Source organism: Thermocladium modestius, from assembly GCF_055398215.1.
Map to the genome: position 1 here is coordinate 183,975 of NZ_AP043731.1, position 21,548 is coordinate 205,522.

21 protein-coding genes, 2 tRNA genes and 1 pseudogene are annotated in these 21,548 nt (G+C 52.0%); 15 read left to right on the forward strand and 9 right to left on the reverse strand.

The annotated features are described in order from the left end of the window. Window positions 1–67: 67 nt before the first annotated feature. Window positions 68–1,108: an L-threonylcarbamoyladenylate synthase gene (locus ACZ5ZS_RS00930; protein ID WP_188596055.1), complete on the reverse strand. Its 1,041-nt coding sequence runs from the start codon at window positions 1,106–1,108 to the stop codon at window positions 68–70. A 203-nt stretch (window positions 1,109–1,311) separates the two neighbouring features. On the opposite strand from ACZ5ZS_RS00930, the gene ACZ5ZS_RS00935 reads away from it, so the two are divergent. The 10 genes from ACZ5ZS_RS00935 (at window position 1,312) to ACZ5ZS_RS00980 (ending at window position 10,489) form a co-directional block, all read left to right on the forward strand. Next, a complete protein-coding gene (locus tag ACZ5ZS_RS00935; protein ID WP_188596056.1) occupies window positions 1,312–2,322 on the forward strand; it encodes a hypothetical protein in 1,011 nt (336 codons plus the stop codon). Window positions 2,323–2,515: 193 nt separating this feature from the next. Continuing rightward, window positions 2,516–2,603: transfer RNA gene (locus ACZ5ZS_RS00940), tRNA-Leu, on the forward strand. A gap of 712 nt (window positions 2,604–3,315) precedes the next feature. Beyond that, window positions 3,316–3,768, forward strand: coding sequence for a 30S ribosomal protein S15 (locus ACZ5ZS_RS00945; protein WP_188596057.1), 453 nt, complete (start codon window positions 3,316–3,318; stop codon window positions 3,766–3,768). A 4-nt stretch (window positions 3,769–3,772) separates the two neighbouring features. Continuing rightward, window positions 3,773–4,855, forward strand: coding sequence for a hypothetical protein (locus ACZ5ZS_RS00950; protein ID WP_188596058.1), 1,083 nt, complete (start codon window positions 3,773–3,775; stop codon window positions 4,853–4,855). A 49-nt stretch (window positions 4,856–4,904) separates the two neighbouring features. Next, window positions 4,905–5,594 (forward strand): DUF120 domain-containing protein, encoded by a 690-nt coding sequence (locus ACZ5ZS_RS00955; protein ID WP_188596059.1) that lies wholly within the window; start codon window positions 4,905–4,907, stop codon window positions 5,592–5,594. A gap of 151 nt (window positions 5,595–5,745) precedes the next feature. Next, window positions 5,746–6,621, forward strand: coding sequence for an FmdB family zinc ribbon protein (locus ACZ5ZS_RS00960; protein ID WP_188596060.1), 876 nt, complete (start codon window positions 5,746–5,748; stop codon window positions 6,619–6,621). Further along, window positions 6,597–8,861: a DEAD/DEAH box helicase gene (locus ACZ5ZS_RS00965; RefSeq protein ID WP_188596061.1), complete on the forward strand. Its 2,265-nt coding sequence runs from the start codon at window positions 6,597–6,599 to the stop codon at window positions 8,859–8,861. The genes ACZ5ZS_RS00960 and ACZ5ZS_RS00965 overlap by 25 nt, the downstream gene beginning before the upstream one ends. A 112-nt stretch (window positions 8,862–8,973) precedes the next feature. Next, entirely contained in the window at window positions 8,974–9,453 is a 480-nt protein-coding gene (locus tag ACZ5ZS_RS00970) for a 30S ribosomal protein S13 (protein ID WP_188596062.1), read from the forward strand. Beyond that, window positions 9,453–9,983, forward strand: a complete 531-nt coding sequence (locus ACZ5ZS_RS00975) for a 30S ribosomal protein S4 (RefSeq protein WP_188596063.1) — start codon at window positions 9,453–9,455, stop codon at window positions 9,981–9,983. The genes ACZ5ZS_RS00970 and ACZ5ZS_RS00975 overlap by 1 nt, the downstream gene beginning before the upstream one ends. Window positions 9,984–9,988: 5 nt before the next feature. Further along, complete coding sequence (locus tag ACZ5ZS_RS00980; RefSeq protein WP_229657650.1) at window positions 9,989–10,489, forward strand: 30S ribosomal protein S9; 501 nt, start codon at window positions 9,989–9,991, stop codon at window positions 10,487–10,489. Between the two features lie 115 nt (window positions 10,490–10,604). Here the strand turns inward: ACZ5ZS_RS00980 and ACZ5ZS_RS00985 are convergent, their stop codons facing one another. Further along, window positions 10,605–11,426, reverse strand: a complete 822-nt coding sequence (locus tag ACZ5ZS_RS00985; RefSeq protein ID WP_188596064.1) for an aldo/keto reductase — start codon at window positions 11,424–11,426, stop codon at window positions 10,605–10,607. Window positions 11,427–11,820: 394 nt separating this feature from the next. On the opposite strand from ACZ5ZS_RS00985, the gene ACZ5ZS_RS00990 reads away from it, so the two are divergent. Next, window positions 11,821–12,186: a hypothetical protein gene (locus ACZ5ZS_RS00990; RefSeq protein WP_188596065.1), complete on the forward strand. Its 366-nt coding sequence runs from the start codon at window positions 11,821–11,823 to the stop codon at window positions 12,184–12,186. Between the two features lie 128 nt (window positions 12,187–12,314). Here the strand turns inward: ACZ5ZS_RS00990 and ACZ5ZS_RS00995 are convergent, their stop codons facing one another. Genes ACZ5ZS_RS00995 through ACZ5ZS_RS01005 form a run of 3 tightly spaced genes read right to left on the reverse strand, consistent with a single transcriptional unit; the run spans window position 12,315 to window position 14,138 of the window. Then, on the reverse strand, window positions 12,315–12,698 hold the full coding sequence (locus tag ACZ5ZS_RS00995) for a hypothetical protein (RefSeq protein ID WP_075059884.1): 384 nt from the start codon (window positions 12,696–12,698) through the stop codon (window positions 12,315–12,317). Next, entirely contained in the window at window positions 12,695–13,111 is a 417-nt protein-coding gene (locus ACZ5ZS_RS01000; RefSeq protein ID WP_188596066.1) for an HIT family protein, read from the reverse strand. The genes ACZ5ZS_RS00995 and ACZ5ZS_RS01000 overlap by 4 nt, the downstream gene beginning before the upstream one ends. Before the next feature lie 7 nt (window positions 13,112–13,118). After that, window positions 13,119–14,138, reverse strand: a complete 1,020-nt coding sequence (locus ACZ5ZS_RS01005; protein WP_188596067.1) for a transcription initiation factor IIB — start codon at window positions 14,136–14,138, stop codon at window positions 13,119–13,121. A gap of 247 nt (window positions 14,139–14,385) precedes the next feature. On the opposite strand from ACZ5ZS_RS01005, the gene ACZ5ZS_RS01010 reads away from it, so the two are divergent. Both ACZ5ZS_RS01010 and ACZ5ZS_RS01015 read left to right on the forward strand, forming a co-directional pair. Then, window positions 14,386–15,219 (forward strand): class II glutamine amidotransferase, encoded by an 834-nt coding sequence (locus tag ACZ5ZS_RS01010; RefSeq protein WP_188596068.1) that lies wholly within the window; start codon window positions 14,386–14,388, stop codon window positions 15,217–15,219. 179 nt (window positions 15,220–15,398) lie between these two features. Next, complete coding sequence (locus ACZ5ZS_RS01015; protein WP_188596069.1) at window positions 15,399–16,331, forward strand: Mrp/NBP35 family ATP-binding protein; 933 nt, start codon at window positions 15,399–15,401, stop codon at window positions 16,329–16,331. Window positions 16,332–16,560: 229 nt separating this feature from the next. On the opposite strand, the gene ACZ5ZS_RS01020 is transcribed toward ACZ5ZS_RS01015, so the two are convergent. From ACZ5ZS_RS01020 to ACZ5ZS_RS01030, 3 genes and pseudogenes are all read right to left on the reverse strand, one after another. After that, window positions 16,561–18,237, reverse strand: a complete 1,677-nt coding sequence (locus ACZ5ZS_RS01020) for a hypothetical protein (RefSeq protein WP_188596070.1) — start codon at window positions 18,235–18,237, stop codon at window positions 16,561–16,563. A gap of 228 nt (window positions 18,238–18,465) precedes the next feature. After that, window positions 18,466–19,004 (reverse strand): annotated as a pseudogene (locus ACZ5ZS_RS01025) (hypothetical protein); the annotation flags it as partial. A gap of 215 nt (window positions 19,005–19,219) precedes the next feature. Beyond that, window positions 19,220–19,307: transfer RNA gene (locus tag ACZ5ZS_RS01030), tRNA-Leu, on the reverse strand. A 106-nt stretch (window positions 19,308–19,413) separates the two neighbouring features. Between ACZ5ZS_RS01030 and ACZ5ZS_RS01035 the strand changes: the two genes are divergently transcribed. Both ACZ5ZS_RS01035 and ACZ5ZS_RS01040 read left to right on the forward strand, forming a co-directional pair. Then, the gene (locus tag ACZ5ZS_RS01035) at window positions 19,414–19,896 is read left to right on the forward strand and encodes a hypothetical protein (protein WP_229657652.1); all 483 of its coding nucleotides are present in this window, start codon (window positions 19,414–19,416) and stop codon (window positions 19,894–19,896) included. A gap of 30 nt (window positions 19,897–19,926) precedes the next feature. Then, window positions 19,927–20,868 (forward strand): aldo/keto reductase, encoded by a 942-nt coding sequence (locus ACZ5ZS_RS01040; protein WP_188596072.1) that lies wholly within the window; start codon window positions 19,927–19,929, stop codon window positions 20,866–20,868. Between the two features lie 243 nt (window positions 20,869–21,111). On the opposite strand, the gene ACZ5ZS_RS01045 is transcribed toward ACZ5ZS_RS01040, so the two are convergent. After that, a complete protein-coding gene (locus tag ACZ5ZS_RS01045; protein ID WP_188596073.1) occupies window positions 21,112–21,489 on the reverse strand; it encodes a roadblock/LC7 domain-containing protein in 378 nt (125 codons plus the stop codon). Window positions 21,490–21,548: the final 59 nt, after the last annotated feature.

Here is a 21,548-nt window from a genome sequence, read left to right on the forward strand (position 1 = left end):
ATTACGTTCAATTATTAAACCTCAACCAACGATTCCGCCGAGGACATCCTTCTCAGGAACTTTGCCCTCAATCGCCGCACTTGATTATGCTGAACCCAGAGGCCTTGCGCAGCCTATTCATTATTGCCAAGCCAATGCCCAACTCCGGGAAGCCCTCGGCCACGGCCACATCGACGTCCAAGTCATCCACCAACCGAAGGGCAGCGAATAACTTGCGGGCAACCTCGTATAGATCCCCCCTATGTCCCATATCCACCACGGTAACCCCCGCGTATTGCCCGCATGTCTCGCTGCTGCAGAGCACCGCCGCTCTCTTGCCTTCATGCTGCTTGAGCCGCTCCACCAATTCCTTGGCTTTACCCACCATGGCTTCAACGTCGCCGCACTCCACCAGAAACAACGGCTTCGACGGAGCGTAGTGCCTATACTTCATCCCGGGAGCCAATGCCACATCGGCCTCCCGCGTCCCCCTGGCGAACTCCGGCACCACTATATCCCCAATAACTCCCCGTATCTCCTCCACCGTGAATGGGCCGGGCCTCAACAAAACGGGCGGTCTCCTCGTGAAGTCGATGACCGTGGACTCGACGCCGAAGTATGTATCGCCCCCATCTATTATGGCGTCGACCTTGCCCATGAGGTCCCTGATGACGTGGATGGCGCTGGTGGGACTTGGTTTCCCCGACAGGTTGGCGCTGGGCGCAGCTATGGGTCTTGACCTCCTTATCAGCTCCAACGCGATCGGGTGCGCGGGCATCCTCACGGCAACCGTATCCCGTCCCCCCGTGGTCTCAGGCGGCACCTTGCTTGACTTCCTCAGAACCACAGTGAATGGGCCTGGCCATACCCTCCTCAATGCTTTAAACAGCTCATCCGGCACGTCAACGGCTACGTCCACCAATTGATCCAGCGAGGCTATGTGGACTATGCTTGGATTATCCGCGGGCCTGCCCTTCACTTGATATATGCGCCTCACCGCGGCTGGATTGAATGCATCTGCTCCCAAGCCGTACACGGTCTCCGTGGGGAAAGCCACCAAGCCGCCCCTCAATATCGTCTCCGCGGCGGCCTCTATCGACTCATTGGGTCGAATTATCAGGGTATCCATGAACTACCCCCTAGCCCTCAGTTCATTCATCAGCGACTTCAAATACAGCAAAGCCTCCATTGAATCGCCTCGATTCATTCCTTGAAATTAAAAATTTTCTTTTGGTGCCCGCCGTACAATCCCACAGAGGAACATGGGGTAATATAGTCTGTGCGGCAGACCAACTTATAGACTTATACATATAGAGGTATAATTTGATTCTCATGAACGGGCAAGATAACGATTGGACCACCATGAATCGATGCAGCGATCGTACATTCAATGGATACGTCATTCCATGGAGGAAGGCCATGAAGGGTGACACCCACCACCGTGGCGTGAGACTTAGAGTTGGCATTGCTGCATTCAGCATTGTGGTTATAGTGGTGATCGCCGTGCTGGCGGCGTTAGCAATATACGCGGTAAGCATTGCCTATACCGGTCAACCCAGCGGCTCCGCAGCGATCTTAACTGAGCAATACATCGGCGTGATTAATCCCCAGCCTCCTCCATACGAAGAATACAGCGGCGTGCTCCTAAAGTACTCGGGCTTGGTAAATGAAACGCTGAGAAGAAATGGAATAATGAATTATGAACCCATAGTATCTATCGTGAATGGGAATTTAATTTACATTGTGGTGCGGCTAAGCAATTCGTCAATGCATTACGGCGGCATATTGATAAGGGGGAACTACGCCTCAATGGATGAGCTGAGCTCAATTCCATACAATGAAACCACGCGCGTATACGTTGTTGGGAGTGGGCCATCATACTTAGAATCGATAGAGAGATACGCCATCTACAACATAACCGGTCCCCTATTGGAGAAGTACTTCCCAGACGCGGCGTTCTTCGGAGGCTTTGTCAACTACACTGGAGAGTGGAAGGTTGGACCTATCCCGTATGGATCGGTCACGGATTACGGCGAGTTCTACGGAGAGACCGGAGAGTGGGTGGAGATGACGGAAGTAAATGATTATGGTAGTTCATTTCCATTCTATGTGATCAAGTGCGGCTTCGCGGATCAATATTCGCCGTTAAACGTTCAGTCTCCGCAAGTGGTCTTCGATAACGCTGCAGCATCCTTCTATTCAGCATTAACTTGCCCAAGCGATATCGAGGACTGGGCCACCATATACCTTAACTGGGACGTGAACACGCTAGGAATGCCGCACTACACGCCGGTCGTGTTTAGCAAGGGCATTGGGATATGCGGCGCGTGCCCGGCCGCCTAATGACGTAGATCCACGGCTGATCTCTCAGTGAACACTCATCTCGGACCGTTAAGGCCGCGAAATTCACTGCCCGCCGATCTGGGCGTACATGTACACATGCTACGTTAGGCCACCCAGCTCCTCCTTCCTAGATGAGGAATTGCTTGAATGATAACTACTAAATTTAAATATGCTGAAACCACGGGAGGTTAAGGCGGGGGTACCCGAGCATGGTCAAAGGGGGCGGGTTGAGGTCCCGTTGGCGTAGGCCTGCGTGGGTTCAAATCCCACCCCCCGCACCATTACTGAACGCGGTTTCCCAATCCTGCTCTGATCCCCTCGGAATCAATCCTCCACGTGAAAATGGTGAATCGCTCACATTGATTCTATTATTAAGAAAATAGACGTTGATGCTGATGGCGCCCAGGCCAGGGCACTATTCAGGGACGCTGAGGTTGTAGTGGCAGCTGCTCACGCCGTATATAAGGAGCACGTATACCTACTCATCGATTACCTCACGATTAAGCAACTCGCTCCTTCTAGGGGCTGGGGTGGGTTTTCAGGTCATGTTTTGTCGGTTTTTCACCCCCCTCGGTTAATTCTTTGAGGATGGGGGGCTGGGGCCGACTACCCCAGCAATACCAGTAGGGGAAACGGAGTAGCGCCCGTTAAAGGGGCGTAACCCCCCAGACCTCGGGGGAACCCCCTCAAGGCGGGGAAGAGGTCAGAAGAAGTAGGCAAGCCTAGCCTTAAAAGGCGGGATAGTTTTTATCTTAGAGGGGGAGTAATTGCCCTTCCCTATTAATCCATAAGATGGGGAGCGGGGCCCACCCCAGCAATACTGGGAGAGCGACGGAATAACGACAGGAGCGCGCCTCAAGGACCCCGGAACCCCGCCCTTAGGTAAGGGGTCAGAGTATTAGTAAGGCATTGATGGAGAGGGGGGTGGACACTTGATCGAGGGGGGTACTTAACCCCTAAATTTATAAACAATAGCCGGAGGGTTCTTTGAGTATGCCTCATAGATCTAGGCATAAGAGAGGAAGCAGTGGCTCCACGAGGCCCCCGAATAAGTCGCCGCCGCAGTGGCTTAAGTATACGTCGGAGGAGACGGAGCAGTTGATAGTTGAGCTGTACAGGAGGGGCTTCACGCCGTCCCAGATCGGGATAATATTGAGGGATCAATACGGCATACCGCTTGCCAAGCCAATAACTGGGAGGAGCATAACTGATGTTCTAGCCAAGAACAAGCTAGCCCCCGACATACCGGAGGACTTGATGTCCCTCATAAAGAAGGCCCTCAAGATAAGGAGGCACTTGGACGAGCATCCGAAGGATATGTCGGCTAAGAAGGGCCTAATACTCACCGAGTCCAAGATACGCAGGTTGGTTAGGTACTATAAGGGAACCGGGAGGTTGGCGGCGGACTTCCAGTACGCGCCGGAGAAGTTCTCCATGGCTGTATGATATCATGCAAGTCCCCAACGAGCTATCGCTGCTGAGAAGCAATGATCCTCTATTGATAGTGGCTGCCCCCACCACGCATGACTCGCTTCTGGCCTTCTCGTTCCTGTTATCCAGGTACGTGGCGGGGCTCGAAACGCACCTGACATTCGCTTCCTCCGCTGTATCGAGGAGGGTCTCGGAGCTGGTCTCCTCCTATGGGGGCTCCATATTGATAGGGCTGGAGAACAACGTGCCCAACCTATCCTTCTCGGGCTCCTCCGTCCTCTACATAACGGACTCCGTGGATAAGTATAGAATAGCCTCCTCCAGCAACGTTCAGATACGCGAGTGGATGCAGGCATGGTCGCTGACGGGCATTGGGGATAAGATAGCCACATTGGCCGTCGTGGGCAAGATCTTGGATGATGGGCCGCCGCACGACGCATTGAAGCGGCTTCAAGGGATTGATAGGAACGTTATATTATCCAACGTTCCCGCCTCCATATCGATATCCGGCAGCGACGCTGGCCTCGGCCTTTGGCCTTTAATCATGGGGGCTACCGCCGTGGATGGACCCCCCATGGCCGCGCTTCAGGCGCTGCTCAACTCCCTGCCCAACGGCTTCGGCAGCGCTTACCTGGATTACTTGCTGGTCCCGTCGCCCTGGTTGGGCGGCGTTAACTTGACAAAGCTGTACCTACTGGCTGAGGCCCACATGGCAATGAATGCCGCCGAGACCGAGGAGGGCAAGATGCCCCGCCTCCCGCTCCGCGCATTGATGAATGCCTGGTCATCGCCATCCATTTTGGGCGAGGAGGCCAATAAGTTGGTGGGCCAGTACGTACAGGAGGTGAGGGGCTTGGTGTCCAAGATATTATCGTCGATATCAAAGGCCCATCAATACGAGTTTGCAATAGACGATAACTTGGTGCTCATGCACAGGGCCTGTCAAGTGCTCAGCTACCTGGATAGGAAGTACGCCGTGAGGCTTGTTGCCAGGTCCAAGGCGGCTAAGATAGTGTGCGTGCCGGGCAACGCGAAGCCTCCAAGCGATGATAGGCCCTTCTACAAGGGGGCTCGGTATCTCAGGATGGTTGAGCCGCAGTAGGAGGGGGTCGGGGCTCACCAATTAAAAAGGGGGGCTGAGCGATTAATTCATGGCTGATGCATCGATTCGGGTGGAGTACAAGGACTTGAGAAAGATACCTTACCTATTGGTGCTGGTGATTAACGGCGTCAACGACATGGAACCCAAGCAGATAAACATCACCAGGATGGCGGGGCAGTTGGGAACCACTCCCCAGAATCTATCCAAGATGCTGAGGAGGCTGGAGAGGGATGGCATAATAGCGAGGCCGCCCGGGGATAGGATAGAGGTTAAGCTAACGCCTAAGGGCAGCGAGTTGCTGAAGCAGGTTATAGCGATAGTCAGCAATTACCTGGGACAGTCCATCACGTTAACCGTTAGGGGGAGGGTGGTGTCCGGGCTGGGGGAGGGTAAGTTCTACATGAGCCTGGAGGGATATCGGAGGCAGTTCATTGAGAAGCTGGGAATAAACCCCTACCCGGGCACGCTCAACGTGAAGCTAAACAATGAATACTTGAGGGAGAGGCTGTACTTGGAGAGGCTGCCCGGCATAGTCATAGAGGGGTTCAGCAACGGCAGTAGGTCCTATGGGGCCGTCAAATGCTTCAGGTGCAGCATTGAGGGGCTGCCCTGCGCCATGCTTATAATAGAGAGAACCCACCACGGACCCGACGTGGTGGAGATAGTGGCGGAGAAGAACCTCCGGGAGACGCTGGGATTAACTGATGGAAGCGAGGTCGAGATAACAGTCAACATATAGTTGAGGGGGGCCCTAATACGGGCATTCCCCGGCGTTGGGCGAGACTCGCTCGTGGGCACCCATTAACCGCATCGCGTATGGAGCGGGGACCGCCGGAGGGCTGGGCTTGGGTACGGACAGTTTATAAGCTGGACGTGAACTTCCCCCCTTCGTGGAGCGATGGATTAGATTGGATGGCTGCGCCAATCCGTGGTGCGTGGCCGCCGGCACTTGGTTCATAGAGGACCTATCCCCCGACTACGTGGTGGAGGATGGGACTCCCATCTTCGAGGGGGAACCGATTGCCGTCCTTAAGGAATTAATGGTGGAGGACTATCAACGATTATATCAATTGAACATGGCAATATCCATCGCATCAAACGTGCTTTACTCCAGAATGCTCGCGAAGCTCCCCGTTTACGCCCCTCTCTCCCAACTGGCGTTTCCTTGGAACGACTTCATAAAGGCAGGTGCAGCCGGCGGCTTGGATGGGGTCCTGAATGATGTGGGCGGGGAGGTCAAGCTGGACGTAGGGATTCCAATAATGGATTTGAATGGATTCAAGTACCTACACGAATTTAATTCCTCCTCAAAAGGAGCAATAATACGCATGAGGGATAGGTTGGACGCGGGGGATCTCAGGAGGGCATTGATGGAGTTCATCTACCCCGTGAATCCAGACGCGGTGATACTGCTAGAAACCTCCATAGATGCCTTGCGGAGGCATTCGAAGGAGGTGGAGAGCATGCGGGATTCCATAGACGGCGTGCTCCTCTACTCCCTTCCCTTAACATCCCGTCTGGTCGTATCGCCTCCCCGCCGGGGAAACATGTATAGATGCAGGTCATGTTATGTCGACTACGAGAGCGAGACCCCCCTCAAGAAGTGCCCGAAATGCCAAGGCAGGTTAGTGCCCCTCCTCCGGAGCCAATCCTCATCCACGGGCCCCGACAAGCTGAGGGCGAGGGCCCTCGCTAACCTGAAGTACTTGAGAAACGAGGCGGCCCAGGTGGTCCCGGCGAGGTGGTTTACATTCAAAGGCGCCTAGACTTGGCAAGGTACATGAGGGAGGACGCATTCATTAAATCCATTAATGAAAATAGACTTCAAGTGCTCTTCGTCAAGGAGGAGAGAGGCAGCGATGAGGAGTTAATAGATATGGAGGAGGCACCCCTCGATCCTCGAGTCAAGGATGTGCTCTCCAAGCTGGGCTTCAGGGGACTCTATGGCCATCAAGTGGAGGCGGCCAGGCACATAATTGCCGGGGACAACGTGATAATAGTTTCCTCCACGGGTTCTGGAAAGACTGAGGCATTCCTTGCCCCCCTGGTTTCCAGATCGCTCATGAATGGAGAGAGGCACATAATAGTATACCCCACCAAGGCCCTGGCTCGGGATCAGGAGAGGAGGATGAATGCGCTCCTATCGTCGATCGAAGTGGTGCCCGTGGTGTATGATGGAGACTCCGAGAGGGATGAACGCGATGCCGTATACAGCGGCCGTGCACGGATAATATTGACTAATCCCGACATGATAAACGCGGCCATGCCGCGGGTGAGGGAGTTCAGGGAGGCGCTGGCGGATACGCGATACGTCGTATTCGACGAGTTCCACGTCTATAATGGTGTGCTGGGAACCCATCTTCACTACCTGGTGAGGAGGATGAGGCGGATAAACAATGGCCTCAGCTTCATAGCTGCCACCGCCACGATAGGTAACCCCCTCGAGTATTTCAGCAAGGTAATAGACGCCCCAGCATCTCTTGTAGCGGGCCCCCAGCACAGGAGGGGCGTCGTGCGGCACATCATGGTAAAGCCCATAGGATTAAGCCGACTACAGGCGGCCGTGAAGGCGCTGGAGAAGTGCCTTGAAGCCGGCATGTCGTGCATAATGTTCGCCGACAGCCACAGGCTAGTGGAGGAGGCAAAGATGATGATGGATAGGGGGAGTTGGGGCGGCTTAGTTAAGGTTCACAGGGCCGGCCTACGAGTAGATGAGCGGCATGAGGCGGAGGACGAGTTCAAGGAGGGAAAGATACGCGCGCTGATCGCCACGCCCACGCTGGAGCTGGGAATAGACGTGGGAAGCATAGATGCAGCCGTGCTGGCCACCTCGCCCCCCAGCTTCTCCAAGTACGTCCAGAGAAGCGGGCGGGTGGGGAGGCAGGGGCAGTTGTCGTACGTGATTCAAGTGTTGGGTGATGATCCCATGAGTACCTACTACGCCCGCCACCCGGCGGAATTCTACGAAAGAAGCCCGGAGCCCATGTTCAGCGAGCCCTATAATCCAGATGTTGCATTGCTTCACCTATTGGCATCATCGGCGGAGTCCGGGATCAGCGAGGGCGAGCTGAGCGAGTTCGAGTTGGGCGTCCTAGCCGAGCTTGAGTCGCGGGGCCTAGCTGAGGTGAGAGGGGGGTGGGTGCGGCCGACGGCCGCCGGCAGGAAGGCGTTGGAGAACTTCATCACGATAAGGGGAAGCGGCGACGTCGTGAAGATAATGGATGGAAATAAGTTGTTGGGATACCGGGAATTGCCCTTCGCCATAAAGGAGCTGCATAGGGGAGCTATATACCTACATGGAGGGCGGTCCTATGAGGTGCAGGAGCTCAGGTTGGATGCTAGGTCCGCGTTGGTTAAACCCGTTAAGGCAAGCTTCATCACGAGGCCTCTATACACCACGTTTCCGCAGGTAACTAACGTGATGGAGGAGACCAAGCTGCTCGAGGTCCCCGTCCACTTCGCCGAGCTCACCATAACGGAGACCGTGGTGGGGTACGTCAAGAAGTCGCTGGATCGGGGGGATCTAGGCGAGGAGAGGGTGGAGCCAGTATCCTACGGGTTTAAGACTAAGGGGTTGGTATTGTACCTCCCCCAACACTCGTTCTCCAACTTCGAGGCGCGGAACTTGTTGGAGAGCGCGAAGGCCTATCATGCTGTGGAGCACGTCCTCATCTCCGCGGGGGAATTAGTCACCAACGCTGCCCCAACCGATATGGGCGGCGTCTCCCTTCCAACGGGCCACGTGGTAATATACGACTCCCACCCGGGAGGGTCCGGCGTGACGAGGCTGCTCATGGACAGGCTCGAGGAGGCCTTGGGCATAGCCTGGGAGGTGTTGACGTCCTGTAACTGCGAGGATGGGTGCCCCAAGTGCATATATTCCCCCTACTGCGGCAACAACAATAGATTTCTGTCGAGGCATAATGCCATCAAGATAATCGACTTGATCAAGCATGGAGCAACTGCGCCGGCCACTCCATTGCCCAACGCGGATACATATGCTTGATGAAGGCCCTAGGGCTGCTTGATCGCGGCGTTTAATTTAAGCGGTGAATGAGGGGTTCTCCAGCGAATGAGATAGCATTGTTTTTAAACCCTAAGTTATGGGTTACTCCCGCATGTCGAGCAGCGTTAGGGAGATTATACGCATAGGCAACACGGATCTGGATGGCAAGAAGGCCACCCTATACGCCATAGCTAAGATAAAGGGCATAGGCATATCCACCGGCGTGGCCATTTGCAGGTACTTGGGAATAGATCCAAACCAGAAACTCGGCTTGTTGAACGATGATCAATTGAAGAAGCTGGAGTGGGCCGTGAACAACGTGGCCTCGATAGCCCCCAAGTGGTTCGTCAATAGGGCGAAGGACGTGGAGACGGGCAAGGACATGCACCTGATAGGCGCGGACTTGATACTATACGTGAGGAGGGATATAGACTTGGAGAGGAAGCTGAGGACTTGGAAGGGGATACGCCACAATCTGGGGCTTAAGGTTAGGGGGCAGAGGACAAGGTCCACGGGCAGGCTTGGAGGAACCGTGGGCGTGGCCAAGAAGAAGGCAATGCCCGGGGCAGGCGGGGGAAGCGGTGGTAAGTGATGGGAGATCCCAAGAAATCAAGAAAGAAATACATCTATGGAAAACCAAGGCGTGCCTGGAACGAGGACTTACTTAGGGAGGAGCTGCAGCTGCTGGGCGAGTACGGGCTTCGAAATAAGCGGGAGCTTTGGCTGGCGAGGGCATTGTTGAGGAGGACGAAGGAGAGGGCGAGGGCATTGCTTTCCGCTCCCTTGGAGGAGAGGGAGGAGGCTGAGAATCAATTCAAGGAGAGGCTGTACAGGCAGGGACTCATTAATGATACATCCGTGCCGTTGGACAACGTGTTATCGCTGGACATAAGGGCGGTACTAGAGAGGAGGCTTCAAACCCTGGTCGTCAGGCGAGGCTTGGCTAAGTCGATGTACCAAGCAAGGCAAATGATAGTTCACGGCCACGTCGCAGTGGCCGGCAGGCGAGTTACATCGCCTGGTTTCTTGGTCTCCAGGGAGTTGGAGGATCAAATAAGCTATGCCCCGACGTCTCCATACGCAAATGCGCCGCCCGCGACGCAGGGCGAGGGGGCTAGGTGATCACCATGGCAGAGCAGCAAATGCAAGAGGGGGGAAGCGGGGAGGTAACCGCTGAAGCCAGGAGGATACGGGCAATACCGAATGCCATCACTCAATCGGTTAAGGGGGCTAAGGTCGTTGTGGCTGTTGGGAAGAAGAAGACGGCCATAGCTAAGGCTGTGGTGAAGAGCGGCGTGGGCAGGGTGAGGATTAACGGGGTTCCGGTGGAGATATGGCCCATAGAGATGGCCAGGCTGAAGATGATGGAGCCCATAATACTGGCGGGCAAGCTAGCGTCATCGGTGGATATAGAGATATCGGTTCGGGGCGGTGGGTTCATGGGCCAAGCATCAGCCGTCAGAATGGCCATAGCCAGGGGATTGCTGGAGTACTTCCAAGACCAGAACCTATACAACCTGTTCAGCGTCTACGATGAATCAATGATAAAGGGAGACCACAGGAGAACTGAGCCCAAGAAGCCGGGCCTGAAGCACGCGCGCAGCAAGCGGCAGAAGGCGTATAGGTAATATACATACCAGCGTTACTGCCTTTAATTAATGCTCATTCGAGTAATTGTTTTGATTCTATTGCCAAGCGGGCTCAATATAATGCCTGGTATTGGGTAGGGGTGCTTGCCCCCAGTCATGGCTTGAACTCCTCCTCCAATTCCTTGATGGCCGCATCATCGAGGGACCACCCAGTTGCGCCTAGGTTCTCCAGAACGTGATTTCTGCGGGATGCCCTGGGTATCGGGAATGCGCCTTTTCTCACCAACCAATTCAGTGCCACCTGGGCGGGCGTTTTTCCAAGCCTCTCTCCAATCCTACGCAGCGTTGCATTGCTGGCCAGCTTTCCGTGGCCGAGGGGGTAGTACGCGAGCACCGCTATTCCCTCCTTCATGCAGTAGGGAACTATGTCTTTCTCAATGGATCTATTCGCTAAGCTATAATTCAATTGCACTGCAGTCAATTCATGCTTCTTCAACGAGGTGACCGCCTCCATTAATTGATTCATGTTGAAATTGCTGACCCCTATGTGCAGTATCTTTCCGGCATCCACCAATTTCTCCATGTTCTGCATGGTCTCCTTTATCGACGTTCTACCGGGGAAGTGCACTTGGTATAAATCCACGTATTTGAGGCCAAGCCTCCTTAGACTTCCATCGATTGCCTTGCCCATTTTATTCCATGATAAGTGGGTGGGCCAAACCTTAGTCGCTATGAATAATTCATCCCGTCGACGATCCCTTATGGCCTCGGCGACGAGGGGCTCTGAGCCGTATATCTCCGCCGTGTCTATCAGGTTTACTCCACCATCTAGGCCGGCCTTCATCGCATCTATCTTGCTCTCCCTCTGCCTATACACCCCCAGCCTGGAAAGAAATATCCACATGGGGTCATAATATGTCCCCATTCCTATAACTGATACCTTAACCCCAGTCTTACCGAACTCCCTATATTCCATTTGATTCACCTGGATAAGCCGGGTAAAAGCTTTTTGTAGCGATTAGACCGCAATGAATTCTGAACGAGCTCCCACCATCATTGGCAACTCCAGGGATGCCGGTCGAACCACATAGTGCGTCGCTGAAGGCAGTATCAATAATCCTCCAGGTTAACCGCCATGCTGCCGCAATCAACGCATTGGCCCTTTATGAGGTGAATTGAGGCTTTCCCTTCCTAAAAGCGGGGAGGGGGAATGCACGACGATCCTACGGCTGGCCGGCCAATCGCTTCCATCGTTACGTTATATAGTTAATTTGCTGTCGCGGGGTACGGCGGGGTCGAAAAACCATTTATTTGGGGAGGCTAGGCTTTAGGTAACCTTTTATAATCCAGGCTGTCGTTGGATTGCCTTAATGTATAGGATATATGGAGTTATGAGCGGCATGCGTGGACTGGAGGCTTTATTACTGGTGCTGGTGGAGTTCCTATACGGCATAGATCCATTTAAGGGAATATACATCTTCGCATCATTTATGCTCTTTACGTTAATGATACTATTCGCCGTGCTGGCACTATTCGATTACTTGGTGGGGCCCACCAATTCATTCATAGGGACATCCATTTTCTTGGTGGACATGATACTAAACGCGTGGCTTCTCTATTCGCAATTATCGCAATTATACGCGGCGTACATAGTCACTTTACTGGTGACCCCGCTCTCCAATTTATTGGTGGACATACTTGCAATACTGGTATCGATAGAGACGGTTAAGAAGTGAGACGCTCCGTCCTTTAGGGCGGAGCTTCCCGCCTTCAAAGCCCCAACACGCCCGTGGTTCATCACCGCTAGCAATAGCCCAACTGACCTCCTCCCCGCCTTGAAGGGCGAGGATTGTCCTCTTTTTTATCACTCCAGGGTTATCCTCATCTTTTTCTTCACGGAGTAAACATCCATTTTTCCGTTAATACTCACCTTAATGTTCAACATTATGTTTTTCCTCTCCACGGCATTAACATTGAACCTAACCGTTGCCTTATCTCCTTCGGTGAACGTGCTGCCGTACTCCGGGCTATCAAGGTATACTCCGGTTATTTTGGCTCCCTTTATTATAGATGATAGGAATGAGAGATCCAGTGAACCGCCGCTGAGCTTTATCTTTATGTTCTTATCCAGTAGATGGGATAGGGAGGAGAGCAGCTTGTAATCATATATCAATCCGTTGAATATGCCGAAGGTCATCACCAGCACTATTATGGAGAACAGCATGTCGACCACGAGGGAAACAATCATTGGCCGTTCACCTTCAATTCCTTCAATAGATTATCCCTAGTCTTCTCGGGCAGCTCTGGAACCGGCTTTGCATTGAACACGACCGCCACGAAGCTGGCGTCACCATTCCATCTAGGCACCACGTGTATCGCGGCGTGGGGCTTATTCACGATCCCCACATTAAATCCTTGGGGATTATATATGTGTCGTAGATGCCGCATTAGAGATGCTGCTTCCTTAAGCATAGAGAAGAGCTCCAGCGGCGTTACCTCTCCAAGCGGCTTGTGTTCATTGCTTATAACCACCACGTGGCCGTTGTTGAATGGATGTGGATTAACCTTGACTATGTACTCTCCAGTCGACTTGATGAGGTACTCGCTTCCTATGCTGCATAAAAAACAAGAATGATTGTATTTTATTCCGGGGATGTGCATTAAAGGGTTACTTAATTGGTATCTTTATGCTTAACTCCTTGGCCAACTCCTTATATCTATTCCTGACGGTTACCTCAGTGACCTGAGCGGCTTGAGCCACCTCCTTCTGGGTCCTCACCTCTCCCTTCAGGAGGGAGGCTATGTAGACGGCGGCGGCCGCCAGGCCCGCCGGATCCTTCCCGGCCGTCAAGCCCTTCTTCTTGGCCTCCTCCAGTATCTTCAAGGCCTCCCTCTGGATTTCCCCGCCCAATCGAAGCTGCTCCACTATTTTGGGCACGTATTGTTTTGGATCGCTGAGCGGCAGCCTCACCCCCAATTCCCTCGCTATTAGCCTAAAGCACCGGGCCACCTCCTTCCTGGATGCCCTGGTGAACTGGGAGATCTCATCCAAGCTCCTGGGGGTGCCTATCTTTCTGCAAGCCATGTAGAGGCACGCCGATATTATGGCCTCGACGCTTCTCCCCCGCACCAATCCCTTCTCCAGCACGTCCTTGTATATGGTCATCACCTCCTCCTCACATGCCTTTGGAATGCCCAGCTGGAACGATACTCTCTTCAACTCGTTCTCGGCTTGAACCAAGTTGCGCTCGTAGCTGGTCTGTATCCTAACCCTTTGCTGCCACTTCCTGAACCTGAGGACCTCCAGCTTCCGCTTTATGTCTAGCTCCCTGCCGCTGTAATCCTTAGTGGTCCAATTTATCGTGGTCGTCAACGCCTCGCTGGTCAACCTACTGACCGGGCCGCCCGTCCTAGCCCTGGAATCCCTCTCCTCAGGCGTGAATGCCCTCCACTCAGGCCCCAGATCCAGTATGTGCTCCTCCAACACATAACCGCACTTGGCGCAGACTATTTGCCCGTTCTCGAAGTCGTATATGAACGTGGTGGAGCCGCAGCTCGGGCACACCAGCTTCTCTCCGCTCTCCTTGACGAACTCCATTTCATTTCCGTTGCGCAGCATTTTAAACTTGTCGAGGGACTTCCCGGATCCCCCATTCCCGGATCCCGAGTTCTGGGAATTTGAGCTCATCATCATTCCACTCATTTTAAACTTTTTGCTTGAAAATATCAAGGCATTTATAAACCTTTCTCTTATTGCAATTATGATTTATTGGACAATATTCATCCGGTGATCCCAGACAAACCGCGGGACAAACCAACTAACTACAAGGGAAGAACCAATAATCTAACCTCTTCCCACCAAGGGGGCAAGGCTCTCGGATTTAAATAAGGAAGCACAGCCCAAAGCATTTAAAGCGGCAACCATAGATGAAGGCATGTGCAGAATGGCCGTGCTCATTGGACAATTCAATGATGCGGAGGAGACGATTGTCGAGACAGCGGAGGCGTTGGCTAAGGCCGCCTCCATGGATCCCTATGGAGATAAATTATACGGAGAGAAAAGACATAGGGATGGTTGGGGGTTCCTATTTATATCCATCGAAAATGGTAAGCCCATGATAGTCCATCACAGGTCAACGAATCCCATTTTCGAAGAGGATGCACCGAATATCGTTAAGGGCCTGGTTAAAGCCTCTGTCAAATCACCCATTATATTAATGATGCACGCCAGGGCAGCCAGCAGCGGCACTCCCAGAAACATCTTCTCCACTCACCCCGTCAGGGCCGTAACCATTAATGGATCGGAGCTATACATGATACACAATGGATCGTTCACGGTGGACGAGATGAGGAAATACTTGCCTCCAGGGGAGGAGCTGGGCAAGTACAATGATACGTACATCGCCAACCTAGCGCTGGCTAGGCAGGTCAGGGACGACTTGGACTGGAGCAGCATGGATTGGCTACTGCGAAGAACCAAGACCGGCGCCAATCTGGGAATCACTATAATAAGCGATGGCAGAGCATCAATTATAACGGGCAGCTATCACGTGCCCTTCCAGGAAAATGAGAACGCGATTAATTATTACAAGCTTTATAAATGCGACGCCGACGGGGGCATCGCGTATTTTTCATCAACCATAGTGGACCACTACAAGCCAATGATGGTGGGCAAGTGCAATGAATTGGGGAACGGCGAGTACCATAGGTATCACGTGGCGTTCAACGATGGCTCCGTGAGCCGCGGCGAAACGTGGCGTTTCAAATAATCCCCATGGAGGCAAACGAGAAACTCCATTCAATATAATGGGGTGTCTTCCCATTCTGAACATAATAGATGTCTAATATTATTGCCTGCTCACCTAATGGCTTCACTACCATAAAGAAGGAAGCAAGATGTTTAGTCACTTTGTAAAGATTTATTAGGTCGTTTTTGATCGACCCTAATATGTCCAATGACAGAGTTCACGTAAACGTGCAAGGCCAGCAAGGCAAGCCAGCCCCAAGCGCCATAAAGCTCAGCAAGACAGACTCGTTGAAGAAGGTGAAGATGAAGATAGCCGTGATGAGCGGGAAGGGGGGTGTCGGGAAGAGCTTCGTGACCATGTCGCTCGCGGTGGGATTCGCGCTGCGGGGACTCAAGGTAGGCGTGCTGGACGCGGATATATATGGCCCAACCATACCCAAGTTACTCGGTCTAACCAACACGTCCCTGTACCTCGACGATAAGAGGCAAGTCATAATCCCCGCCGTTGGCCCGCTGGGCATCAAGGTGGTCTCAATGGACTTCCTCCTCCCATCGGAGGACACCGCCGTCGTGTGGAGGGGAGCACTGGTGGCCAAGGCCGTTGATGACTTCCTAAGCAACGTGGACTGGGGAGAGCTGGATGCGCTGTTGATAGACCTACCGCCCGGCACTGGAGATGCTCCACTCACCATGGCTCAAATGCTGAGCGATCAAATGACCGGCAGCGTGATAGTCACCATCCCCAGCGACGTGTCGATGAGAATCGTCAAGAAATCCATTGATTTCTCCAAGAAACTGAAGATACCCATAATTGGCATTGTGGAGAACATGTGCTGCTTCACGTGCCCCGAGAGCGGCAAGACGTACAACATATTCGGGAGGGGCATTGGGGAGGAAATGGCCAAGCAGGAGGGCCTTCAGTTCCTAGGCAGAATACCGATGGATCCAAGGATAAGCGAGGCCAACGATGCCGGGGTCCCATTCCTGCTGAAGTACCCAGACATAGAGGCCGCGCAGCGAGTGCTGGAGATAGTTGATAAGATCCTGGAGGAGAACAAGGATAAGTTAAGCGGGCAGCAGAGGAAAACCCTCAGCCTAATGAAACTGCCCGGAGAGGAGGAGGACCAGAGCTAAGGGAAATAATTGCTTGATTGAACCGCTTCCTCTCGAATCCCAAAGCTTTGCATGATTCTCCATATAAACGATTAGCCATCATTTCCAAGGCTTTTGTACATAGACCATCACCGCTTTTTATTTTTCCTCAGCAGGAACAATGACATTCATTGTTAATGCGGGGGATGGGAAGAAAGGTTGGATTTAGTTTTTGAAGAAGATATCAATCAAACCAACGGTTACCCATTATTCAATGAGGGGCAGGGCATGGCGTGTATGCCACACCTGATGACATGCCTGAGACGTAGGAGCCGGGTGGTGCATTTGGTGACAAATATATGCCAGTTCCGCCTGTTATGCTTGCCGTGGTGCTTGACTGAGGGGTAATAGAAATCTGCCACTGAGCATCGGTCCAAATGGTTTGATAAGCATAATAGTCGCATATGTATGAAGCCGTGACCGCGTAATTCTCGAAATCAACATTGAAGAAGGCAAGATATTGCTGTGATGGGTTGAAGTTCGATAGATATATGCCGGCCGGTGTTACGTCTTCAAAGGAGTTCGGGAAATCCTGCTGGTTAGCACTTCTATCTATGTTGAAGGCCCACGTAATGTTAGACACCTCCACAGTCCAGCCATTAAAGCTTATCGTCTTGGCAGGGTTGAGTGAACCACTAATGCTCTCGCTTGTACCGGCAGGTAGTGATATGCCGACGCTAACGCTTGAACCCGAAAGGCCCACACCAATCGACACAGTATAGCTAGCCGTTTCACTTGTTGATGGTGGATCCCACGAACTAGAACCAAACGTACCACCGCCTTGATCGCCGATGAATGCATTGGATCCGCCAGCACTGTATTGCTGATAGCTTGTGTAGTAGTCAATAGCCCCCACCTGCGAAACCTCGAAACCACCGTTATCATACATGGTCGAGCTTTCGAAGTAACTCTCATAGCCAATAACGTTAGCCGTTAGATAATAGGTTGGGCCGTATCCACTTAACTGTTCCTCATTGATCGAATTGCTAAGGTCGAGGCATGTGTCCCAGTAGAATGATCCATTGTCATCGCTATAGGCTTGTATACCACTATACGATGTACTAGTCCACATGGGTGCTGCCCATATGAGTGTGCTTGAGTTTGTTGAGTAAACGCTTGGTGATGGGTTTGAGGCGCCGTTATATTGCTGATACTCCGCGTAGCATGGATCCACGGTATCGATGACGCCGTTCACGGCATTTAAGCTAATGGTGGGCCTCATGATGTTTACAATTAATTGCGTTAATTGGTTTGCGTATATTGGGCCTATTATTAGGCCCCTTGGCTTAACCCACCTCACTACGAATATGACCGGTTCCTTGCCGCTCACCGGTATTATTGGGTAGGCGGTTAGGTAGTCTGGGACCTCCTCGCGGAAATCGGCACCAACCAGGACCAGTTCATTATTGACAGCCCTGGCCCATGAGTAGGCTAGGATGAATTCAACAACATCCTCATCACTGGCATTAGCATATATGCCGATGACATCACCCCTAGCTGTTGCGTTAATAAGCTCGCGAATAACTGGGCTCGTTAAGTTAACCTCAACCTTACCACCAGGATCGCTCACCACAATGCTGGGCCTCACCAAGGGCCAGTCAATAACCGCCACGCTACCGTTCGGTAGACCCGCCAATTGATTAATCGTTATTGGCTTGATTAGTGATTGGTTTATGCCTATGCTTGTTAATTCCTGGGTGAGTATTGCTGGGCCGATTACGTAGATGGGCACGTTGATTACCGGTATTGATTCATTGGCGATGCTTAAGCTCACTTCACTAACACGGCTAGAAGCCCTAAACATGGGCCTATTAATAATGAGGAGAAGAGATACCGTAACAATAGCCACAGCAACCACAACCATAATCAAACTACCCCACTTAACCATAATAAACTATTTACATGTTTCTATTTAAAGTTTATTTACATGTTTCTATTTAAAGTTTTCTCCGAGGGGTTTAATGCAGTTACCATGCTTGACCGGGGTTAGGATCCACCCTCCCTAGTGTTGGGTGGGGCTTCAAGCCATAGAATGAGGGGGGTGCCTTACTCTCCTGTACTTTTGCCTTTCTAAAGGTTAAGGGCTGTGTGGTTAGTCTGCAGCACATTTACGTAACTACTCGTTATTTTTAATTACTTCTAATCCTTTCATTGCTATTAAGTAAGCCGATGCGGTATGTCTATCGAAACCCTTTTCCCTCATCACCTTTTCATGCTCTTCAGAGTTTGTAGTACCCTTAGGGGTTAACTAAAATAACGTTAAATCCTAGCCTTAATGCCTTAATAACACCGTGAGTCAACAATTGTTTCTTAGCAAATTTGCTAATATTCCTATACCACTCTTACTCCTAGTAAACTTCCTCTTCTTCACTAAGAATAAGTCCTCAAATACAACATAATCGACACCAACCCTTGATAGGAACTCAAGAGCCTCTGAAAGAGCATTTAAACGTAAAGCCTTTGCTTTATCTTTAGGAAACCCATGCCTAGTAACATCTGAATACCAAAAAGTCTTAGTAGTAATAACTTTACCATCCTTGTTAATTACAACAACGTTTAGTCTATCACTATTTAAATCGAAACCAGCAAACAAACCATAACCCGTAGCTTCAGTAAAGAGAAGTGTTTTAAGTAAAACCAAAGCGGAATTCGAAGAGGTGGAGGAAGGCACCCAATGAAACTCCCCATGTCCTTGAAGGGAGTTAGTCCCTAGACGGCATGAGGAGGGAAAAGGAGTGATGAGGCCGAGTGATTAATAGTCATGAAAAGTGACTATTAGTCACGATGAAGGCCGAACTCTAGCAGGCGGGCTGGCGTATTGATTAAGCCTACCGGTGCCAGCGGTGGATCATGTAACCTAGCGTGTATAATGGTGCGGGGGGTGGGATTTGAACCCACGCAGGCCTACGCCAACGGGACCTGAACCCGCCCCCTTTGACCATGCTCGGGTACCCCCGCCCATGCGATTGGTTTCAAGCGGTTTTAAAGGTTTTCCGCGGAGGGCTTTAATAATATGGCGATCATTATGGGAAAGCGTTAATTAATGCGTGTAATAGAGCCAGTTGTGAAGCTTAGGTCCCCGCCTAAGATAAAGGTTCTGGAGGCCCTCGGCGCGATAGTGGACGGCAGGATAAAGCAGGTGGGCGAGGGCGATTACGTGGTGGTCTCAAGCGATGGGTATCGCAAATATAGCGTTCACGTGGATTTGGAGCGGGGAATAGCGGATAGCACGGATAATGGGACGACCTATAAGGGGTATATGGGGTACCCCATAATTTCGGTTCTAATGCTTAAGGGAGTATTGCCCTACAATTCCAAGATAGCAAACGCATTGAAGGGAATTAAGTGGAAGGAGCTCAACGATAAGTACAAGAGATACGAGATCGTCATGGAGATAGTGAAGAACGCGGCTAGGAGGGGCGGCGTCGAGCCGTATGAGGTGGACGCGTACGTAGAGGACATAATGAAGCGTTTGGAGGGCATAAGGCTGAGCACCGGGGATGGGAGGAAGAGAGAGGAGGCCGGGCCCCGCGGCGGGAAGCAGTAGGTTTAAATCAAGTGGGAACTTTGGGATTGTATGGAGTATAGGGCATTCGGCAAGACCGGCTTAAAGGTATCCAGGGTGGGGCTAGGCGCGTGGCAATTCAGCGATGCGTGGGGCGTGATGGATTATGACTTGGCTAAGAAGACGATAGCGGCTGCCCTGGAGGCCGGCATAAATTTCATAGACACGGCGGCGGTTTACGGCAGGGGAACCAGCGAGACCCACGTGGGGAAGGCATTGAGGGAGTTACGCGCCAGGGAGGGAACGGTGATCGCGACGAAGGTGCCCGGCGACTTGCTGAGGGCGGGTGACGTGGTTAAGGCAGCTCGCAAGAGCAGGGAGAGGCTTGGGGTGGATGTGATAGATATAATGCAGGTCCATTGGCCTCCTTGTTGGTACAACGTGCCCACGTGCGAGTACATGAAGGCATTGGAGGGATTGGTTAAGGAGGGGGTGATTAGATACATAGGGGTAAGCAACTTCCCCGTAAAGCTGCTGGAGGAGGCGCGGCAGTGCTTATCCACTACCGACGTGGTCAGCACGCAGAACCGGTACAATTTAATAGAGAGGGAGGCAGAGAAGGAGCTTCTGCCCTACGCCGAGAGAAACGGCATTCAAGTAATCGCGTGGAGTCCCCTGGCTAAGGGCCTCTTGACGGGCAAGTACAATCCAGACGATCTACCCAGGTTCTCCGACGTTAGGGCAAACGATCCTCTATATGCCCCGGATAATGTTCGCCAAATAATGAGACTGGTGCAAGCGCTGCGCGAGATAGGGGATAAGCATGGAAGAACCCCCGGCCAAGTGGCCCTAAATTGGCTGATTAAGGCGGGAGTCATTCCCATACCTGGAGCCAAGGGACCTGAGCAGGTCATTAGCAATGCCGCATCAGTTGGATGGAGCATAAGCGATGATGAAGCACGAAGGCTTGCGGAGATAAGCGATTCCCTAAACATATCCTACGTTACATGGTAAGCCAACCCAGCCGTGCCATCATGCAATTAATTCAATAAATCTTTCGTTAAGCCGGCCGGCTCACCACCTGCTAGGCTACCGCGCACTAACTCCTGAATTGAGCCTACCTAACAACTTAAGAAAACTAGTCCAGCCCTAAAAGGGGTAATGCTTCCTATAATTTTTATTAACATTGCAATATAATGTGCGTTTAATTATTTTTTAAATATGAGCAAGAATTTCATTTCATAGAATATTGTTTTTTTATTGTATGCTCATTGCTTGTTTTATTTGGTTTATGTATTGGTCAGCGAGGAGGAGGAGTAGGCCTAGGTTGGCGTTTCTATTGACTACGGTGACTAAGGCTATGTCTGGAGTGACGTAGTCTAGGTACGCCATGTAGCCAGTGTAGTGGATAAGGGCGTACTCCAAATCCCCCAGCTTGCTATCCGTGCCCAGCCTCCTCAAGGCGCCGGCGGCCAGCATGCTTAACGCGGCCACTGTCTTAGTGTCTATGTTGGGGGGGAAGCGTTGAGCCACGGGGAGCCCATCCCTCCTAACCAGGATGGCCCCAATCCCATCCCCTCCCAAGTCCCTCAGCAATCCATCCAGCACAGCGTCCAACTTAGCCGAAACAGCCATAAATAGAACTAAGTCGCAATACTTTAAAAATCTTGCGTTGGAGTCTTGGTTAGTCGCGG

What these genes read in the sequence shown, in the direction of transcription:
- ACZ5ZS_RS00930 (WP_188596055.1), bottom strand. Translation starts at nt 1,108, where the DNA reads ATGGATACCCTGATAATTCGACCCAATGAGTCGATAGAGGCCGCCGCG.
- ACZ5ZS_RS00935 (WP_188596056.1), top strand. Translation starts at nt 1,312, where the DNA reads ATGAACGGGCAAGATAACGATTGGACCACCATGAATCGATGCAGCGAT.
- ACZ5ZS_RS00945 (WP_188596057.1), top strand. Translation starts at nt 3,316, where the DNA reads ATGCCTCATAGATCTAGGCATAAGAGAGGAAGCAGTGGCTCCACGAGG.
- ACZ5ZS_RS00950 (WP_188596058.1), top strand. Translation starts at nt 3,773, where the DNA reads ATGCAAGTCCCCAACGAGCTATCGCTGCTGAGAAGCAATGATCCTCTA.
- ACZ5ZS_RS00955 (WP_188596059.1), top strand. Translation starts at nt 4,905, where the DNA reads ATGGCTGATGCATCGATTCGGGTGGAGTACAAGGACTTGAGAAAGATA.
- ACZ5ZS_RS00970 (WP_188596062.1), top strand. Translation starts at nt 8,974, where the DNA reads ATGTCGAGCAGCGTTAGGGAGATTATACGCATAGGCAACACGGATCTG.
- ACZ5ZS_RS00975 (WP_188596063.1), top strand. Translation starts at nt 9,453, where the DNA reads ATGGGAGATCCCAAGAAATCAAGAAAGAAATACATCTATGGAAAACCA.
- ACZ5ZS_RS00980 (WP_229657650.1), top strand. Translation starts at nt 9,989, where the DNA reads ATGGCAGAGCAGCAAATGCAAGAGGGGGGAAGCGGGGAGGTAACCGCT.
- ACZ5ZS_RS00985 (WP_188596064.1), bottom strand. Translation starts at nt 11,426, where the DNA reads ATGGAATATAGGGAGTTCGGTAAGACTGGGGTTAAGGTATCAGTTATA.
- ACZ5ZS_RS00990 (WP_188596065.1), top strand. Translation starts at nt 11,821, where the DNA reads ATGTATAGGATATATGGAGTTATGAGCGGCATGCGTGGACTGGAGGCT.
- ACZ5ZS_RS00995 (WP_075059884.1), bottom strand. Translation starts at nt 12,698, where the DNA reads ATGATTGTTTCCCTCGTGGTCGACATGCTGTTCTCCATAATAGTGCTG.
- ACZ5ZS_RS01000 (WP_188596066.1), bottom strand. Translation starts at nt 13,111, where the DNA reads ATGCACATCCCCGGAATAAAATACAATCATTCTTGTTTTTTATGCAGC.
- ACZ5ZS_RS01005 (WP_188596067.1), bottom strand. Translation starts at nt 14,138, where the DNA reads ATGAGCTCAAATTCCCAGAACTCGGGATCCGGGAATGGGGGATCCGGG.
- ACZ5ZS_RS01010 (WP_188596068.1), top strand. Translation starts at nt 14,386, where the DNA reads ATGTGCAGAATGGCCGTGCTCATTGGACAATTCAATGATGCGGAGGAG.
- ACZ5ZS_RS01015 (WP_188596069.1), top strand. Translation starts at nt 15,399, where the DNA reads ATGTCCAATGACAGAGTTCACGTAAACGTGCAAGGCCAGCAAGGCAAG.
- ACZ5ZS_RS01020 (WP_188596070.1), bottom strand. Translation starts at nt 18,237, where the DNA reads ATGGTTAAGTGGGGTAGTTTGATTATGGTTGTGGTTGCTGTGGCTATT.
- ACZ5ZS_RS01040 (WP_188596072.1), top strand. Translation starts at nt 19,927, where the DNA reads ATGGAGTATAGGGCATTCGGCAAGACCGGCTTAAAGGTATCCAGGGTG.
- ACZ5ZS_RS01045 (WP_188596073.1), bottom strand. Translation starts at nt 21,489, where the DNA reads ATGGCTGTTTCGGCTAAGTTGGACGCTGTGCTGGATGGATTGCTGAGG.